At 72.3% G+C, this 3,797-nt stretch carries 4 protein-coding genes; 2 read left to right on the forward strand and 2 right to left on the reverse strand.

What is annotated here, in order from left to right:
• A partial coding sequence (locus G9H71_RS21475; protein WP_166284811.1) for an EscU/YscU/HrcU family type III secretion system export apparatus switch protein occupies positions 1–582 on the forward strand: 582 nt, incomplete at its 5' end.
• Positions 583–598: 16 nt separating this feature from the next.
• On the opposite strand, the gene G9H71_RS21480 is transcribed toward G9H71_RS21475, so the two are convergent.
• Positions 599–1,843: a cytochrome P450 gene (locus tag G9H71_RS21480; protein WP_166284812.1), complete on the reverse strand. Its 1,245-nt coding sequence runs from the start codon at positions 1,841–1,843 to the stop codon at positions 599–601.
• A 90-nt stretch (positions 1,844–1,933) separates the two neighbouring features.
• On the opposite strand from G9H71_RS21480, the gene G9H71_RS21485 reads away from it, so the two are divergent.
• Positions 1,934–2,422, forward strand: a complete 489-nt coding sequence (locus tag G9H71_RS21485; RefSeq protein ID WP_166284813.1) for a GNAT family N-acetyltransferase — start codon at positions 1,934–1,936, stop codon at positions 2,420–2,422.
• Between the two features lie 95 nt (positions 2,423–2,517).
• Here the strand turns inward: G9H71_RS21485 and G9H71_RS21490 are convergent.
• The coding region (locus G9H71_RS21490; RefSeq protein WP_166284814.1) for a PKD domain-containing protein at positions 2,518–3,797 on the reverse strand (1,280 nt) is incomplete at its 5' end.

Consider the following 3,797-nt stretch of genomic DNA (forward strand, 5'->3'; position numbering starts at 1 on the left):
CGCGGGAGCGCGATGCCGCTGGCGACCGTGCTCGGGACCGTCGGGGACACGGTGGTCAACCTGCTGCGCCAGGCCGCGATGGCCGGCCTCGTCCTCGCGGCCGCGGACTACGCGGTCGTGCGCCACCGCATCAACAAGGGCATGCGGATGAGCAAGCAGGACATCAAGGACGAGTACAAGCAGTCCGAGGGCGACCCGCACGTCAAGGCCCAGATCCGCGCCCGGCAGATGGCGATGAGCCGCAACCGCATGATGGCCGACGTCGCCAACGCCGACGTGGTGCTCGTCAACCCGACGCACATCGCGGTGGCGCTGCGCTACGACCCGGCCAAGGGCGGCGCGCCGCGCGTCATCGCGAAGGGCGCGGGTGCGCTCGCCGCGAAGATCCGTGGGATCGCTGACGAGAACCGCATCCCGATGGTGCAGGACGTCCCGCTCGCCCGGACGCTCTACAAGGCCGTCGAGATCGGCGGCGAGGTGCCGCCGGACCTCTACAACGCCGTGGCCCGCGTGCTGGCCTTCGTCCTGTCGCTGAAGGCGCGCGGCTCCGCGGCCGGCATGCACCGGGTGCCGGTGGGCTGACCCGGCGTCCGGCGCCTCAACCGGCGAGCCGCACCCGCATCGAGGTCAGGTTGCGCAGCGTCAGGCTGTCGCGGCGTGCCACCGGCCCGACGACGCGCAGCCCGGGGAACCGGCGCAGCAGCGCGGGGAACGCGACCTGCGCCTCGAGCCGGGCGAGGGCCGCTCCCAGGCAGAAGTGGATGCCCCCGCCAAACGACAGAGGGGCGTTGCCCGGGCGGTCGAGCAGCAGCCGGTCGGGCAGGTCGAATCGGGCGGGGTCGCGGTTCGCTGCGCCGACGTACGCGGTGACCTGGGTCCCCGGGCCGACGGTGACGCCGCCGATCTCGACGTCGGCGGCGACGGTCCGCCGGACGGTCTGGACCGGGCTGTCGTAGCGCAGCAGCTCTTCCACGGCGGGCCCGGTCAGCGCCGGGTCCGCGAGGAGACGGGCGCGCTCGCCCGGGTGTGCGTCGAGCGCAGCCAGGCCGTTGCCCAGCAGGCCGACTGTGGTCTCGAAGCCGGCGGAGAAGAGCAGGGCAGCCGTGGTGAGCAGCTCGTCCTCGCTGAGGCGTACGCCCTCCTGCTCGGCCTGCACGAGCGCGGTCAGCAGGTCGTCGGCAGGCCGCCGGCGGCGCTCCACCACGAGCGCCTCGAGCTGGTCGCGAATCCGCCGCGCGGCGATGTCCGCCTTCACGACGACTCGTGGGGTGAGCACCTCGAGGACCTGCGTCGCGTCGCGGACCCAGGCCCGGAACTGCGGGCGGTCCGCCGTCGGGACGCCGAGCAGCTCGCCGATGACGTTGACGGGCAGCGGGAAGGCGAAGGCGTCGACGAAATCGACGTCGCCGTCGACCGCCTGGTCCTCCATGGCGTCCAGCAGCGCCTGCACCTGCGCCTCGACGGCCGGGCGCAGCGCCTGCACCCGGCGTGCCGTGAAGGCGCCCGCGACGAGGCCGCGCAGCCGGGTGTGGTCGGGAGGGTTGAGCGTGAGCAGGCTGCCGAACATCTGCCGCAGCCCCAGGTGCGCCTTCCACTCCGGCCCCAGCGCCTCGCCCATCGACTCCTGCGTGTGATGGGCGAAGCGGGAATCACGAACCACCGATAGGCAGTCGGCGTACGACAGGACTGCGACGCGCCCGTCCTGCCCGCGCACGACCGGGCCGGCCTCCCGGAGCGCCGCGTACGCGGGGTAGGGGTCGGCGCGGCCGGCGGGCGTGGCGAGGTGGGCGAGCAGCTCGTCCACCGTGGACGTCGCGCCACCGGTGGCAGCTCGGTCGGTCATCGCGCCCCTCTCCACGTCGGCGGATCCTCGCAGAGGGGAGGCGTCGCGTACAGGCCCCGCAAGGGCACTGGCTTCGGCAGGATGACCGACATGGCCTTCCTTCCCCGCGGGTTCGTGGTCCCCGCCCCTGTCGAGCAGCCCCGCTTCACGCTGCGCCACATCACGGTCCACGACGTCGTCCGCGACTACGACGCCGTCATGTCGAGCCGGGAGCGGCTGTGGGAGCAATTCGGCGAGGTGTGGGGCTGGCCGGCGGCGGACCTCACGATCGAGCAGGACCTCATCGACCTCGCCTGGCACCAGAAGGAGGGCGACCTGCGCAGGGCGTTCAACTTCGCGGTGCTCTCGCCCGACGGGGGCCGGCTGCTGGGCTGCGTCTACGTCGACCCGCCGGAGAAGGCCGGGGCCGACGCCGACGTGGCCTTCTGGGTCCGCACGTCGGAGGCGGAGACAGGCCTGGAGGCCGAGCTCGAGACGTTCGTACGCCGCTGGCTCGCCGAGGAATGGCCCTTCGACGCGGTGCGCTACCCGGGGCGTGACCTGTCCTGGGCCGAGTGGGAGGCGTTGCCGGACCGGTGACGGGCCGGGCGGCACGACCTCGTCGCCCGGGAGCCGCACACGCAGAAGCGGGGCGCCACCGTGACGGTGACGCCCCGCTCCGGGGTGCTACGTGCTCAGCTCGCAGGCGTGAGCGCGACCTCGGCGCTGCCGCTCAGGGCAGGGAGCCCGTTGCTCGGCGCGTCGGTGTAGCTGGCGTTGAAGACCGCCTTCAGGTTCGAGGCGCCGGCGTGGCCGCCGTCGACGAACGTCTTGAAGGAGCCCGTGCAGCCCGTGCTCGTGGAGAGCGGGTGGCCGTGGGTGTCGTGGCCGAGGATGAACGACACCCGGACCCGGGAGCAGTCGACCGGCTGGTCGTCCGTGACCGTGACCGTGTAGGTCACCGTGTCGCCCCAGTGGAACGGCGTGCCGCCGTGCTGCGACGGCGTGGTCGTGATGGACACGACCGGGGCGGCGTTGCCGACGACGACGCGCACGGACCAGGCGGCCTTGCGGCCCGTCTCATCCGTCACGTTGAGCGTGGCCTCGTAGACGCCGTTCTGCGTGTAGGTGTGGGTCGGGTTCAGCTCGGTCGAGTCGACCACGCCGTCGGCGTTGAAGTCCCACGCGTAGGTGAGGTCGTCACCGTCGGCGTCCGTCGTGCCCGCGCTGGAGAACTTGACGGTCAGCGGGGAGACCCCGTTGACGACGTCGGCGGAGGCCTTCGGCTGCGGCGAGCGGTTGCCGCGGGTGTAGTCGATGCGGGCGAGCTGCGCCTCGGGGAGCTCGGCGAAGTAGCCCGTGCCGTACTCGAGGACGTAGAGCGCGCCGTCGGGGCCGAACTCCAGGTCCATCGGGCCGTCGAGGGTCACGCCCCCAGCGGGGAGGATCTTCTCGATCGACTTGACCTTGCTGTTGCTGCCGATGTTGAAGGCGAGCAGCCAGTCACGCGTCCACTCGCCGAGCAGCGGCTTGCCGGCCAGCTCCTCGGGCCAGCGGACCTGGGAGGTGCTGTGCTTGGCCGGACGGTAGGCGGGGCCGCCCATCGGGCCGATGCCGCCGGTGCCGAGCTCGGGGAACTGCTCGCTCGGGCCGTAGCCGTAGATGACCTCGGCGTCGGTGACGGCCGGCAGCTCAGTGAGACCGGTGTTCCAGCGCGAGTCGTTGACCGGCTTCTTGCAGTTGAACTTCGGCCCGGAGGTGCCGGTCGCGAAGTCGTAGTCGTTGTAGGCCAGGTCGCGCGACATGCAGAGCGGCCAGCCGTAGTTGGCCGGGCGGTCGACGACCATCCAGCGGCCCTGGCCCGACGGGCCACGGTTCGGGTTGGGCTGGTTCGCGTCGGGCGAGTAGTCGCCGACGTAGATGTCGCCCGTCTTGGAGTCGACGTCGAACCGGAACGGGTTGCGGAAGCCCATCG

Source organism: Motilibacter deserti (assembly GCF_011250635.1).
Taxonomy (GTDB): domain Bacteria; phylum Actinomycetota; class Actinomycetes; order Motilibacterales; family Motilibacteraceae; genus Motilibacter_A; species Motilibacter_A deserti.

Bases quoted from the DNA above. Each gene is read 5' to 3' on its own strand.
- G9H71_RS21485 (WP_166284813.1), top strand. From the start codon at position 1,934: ATGGCCTTCCTTCCCCGCGGGTTCGTGGTCCCCGCCCCTGTCGAGCAG.
- G9H71_RS21480 (WP_166284812.1), bottom strand. From the start codon at position 1,843: ATGACCGACCGAGCTGCCACCGGTGGCGCGACGTCCACGGTGGACGAG.